The sequence below is a fragment of the Salipiger mangrovisoli genome, from assembly GCF_015223355.1.
Classification (GTDB): domain Bacteria; phylum Pseudomonadota; class Alphaproteobacteria; order Rhodobacterales; family Rhodobacteraceae; genus Salipiger; species Salipiger mangrovisoli.
Genome location: NZ_JADFFK010000090.1, coordinates 1 through 1323, shown reverse-complemented (window position 1 = coordinate 1323; position 1323 = coordinate 1). Strand labels below are relative to the sequence as shown.

The following is a 1323-nucleotide window of genomic DNA, read 5'->3' as shown; positions in this document are numbered from 1 at the left end:
GCGGCGCGGTACCATTGCACGATCTCTTTGCGGGCCTCCGGGTCCATCTGGATGGCGTTGGGCGGGGGCATGGCATGGCTGGCACCGGCCTGCAGGAAGATGAGCTTCGCGTGGCGGGCGACGTCGGACTGGGTCTCCAGCACCACGCCCTTGGGCGGGTGGTGCAGCCCGTCCCACGAAGGCTCGCGGGCGTGGCACATCGAGCAATTGCCGACCACCGTGTGATAGGCCTCCTCGAAGCCCTCCGCGCCGGCGAACTTCTGCTCGGCGGCGGTGAGCGGCCGGGCCTCGGCTTCCTCGTAGGTGTCCAGCATCGGCGCGGTCGAGAGCCAGGCGATGGCGATGAACAGCAGCGCGGTCACCGCCCAGGTCCAGTAGGGCGCGCCCTTGCGCGCGTGCATCGAGTTGAAGAAATGCCGGATCGTCACGCCCATCAGGAACACCAGGCAGGGGATGATCCAGGCATTCTGCGTGGCGAAGGCCAGCGGGTAGTGGTTCGACAGCATCAGGAACACCACCGGCAGCGTCAGGTAGTTGTTGTGCGTCGAGCGCAGCTTGGCGATCTTGCCGTACTTGGGGTCGGGGGTGCGTCCGTTCTTCAGGTCGTCCACCACGATGCGCTGGTTCGGCATGATGATGAAGAAGACGTTGGCGGTCATGATCGTGGCGGTGAAGGCGCCGAGGTGCAAGAGCGCCGCCCGGCCGGTGAACACCTGGTTGTAGCCCCAGGACATGGCCACCAGCATGGCGAAGAGCAGCAGCATCAGCAGCGTCGGGCGCTCGCCGAGGGCGGACTTGCAGAGCCGGTCGTAGATCAGCCAGCCGAGGGTCAGCGACAGCGCCGAGATCACGATGCCCTGGAAGAGCGTCAGCTCGGCCTTGGTGGGATCGAGCAGGAAAAGCTCGCCGCCGGCCCAGTAGACGATCATCAACAGCCCCGCGCCCGAGAGCCAGGTGGCGTAGCTCTCCCATTTGAACCAGGTCAGGTGGTCGGGCATCGCCTCGGGGGCGACGAGGTATTTCTGGATGTGGTAGAAGCCGCCGCCGTGGACCTGCCACTCCTCGCCGTGGGCGCCGACCGGCAGGTGCGGCACCTTGCGCAGCCCGAGGTCGAGCGCGATGAAATAGAAGGACGAGCCGATCCACGCGATCGCGGTGATCACGTGCAGCCAACGCACGGCGAAGCCGAGCCAGTCCCAGATGATGGCAAGATCGTACATGCCCGTCGCTCCCTGATGCGGTCTTTTGCGGCACCCTAGGCCCGCCCCGATTATTCTGCTATCTCCGGCATCACCCAAGCAGTTTCAAGATTTGCCGAAGAAT

General features: G+C 65.4%; 1 protein-coding gene. It reads right to left on the bottom strand.

From position 1 onward, the window contains the following. Nucleotides 1-1220: urate hydroxylase PuuD (locus IQ782_RS29580; RefSeq protein ID WP_194138236.1), on the bottom strand; the 1220-nt coding region annotated here is incomplete at its 3' end. Between the last annotated feature and the right edge of the window lie 103 nt (nt 1221-1323).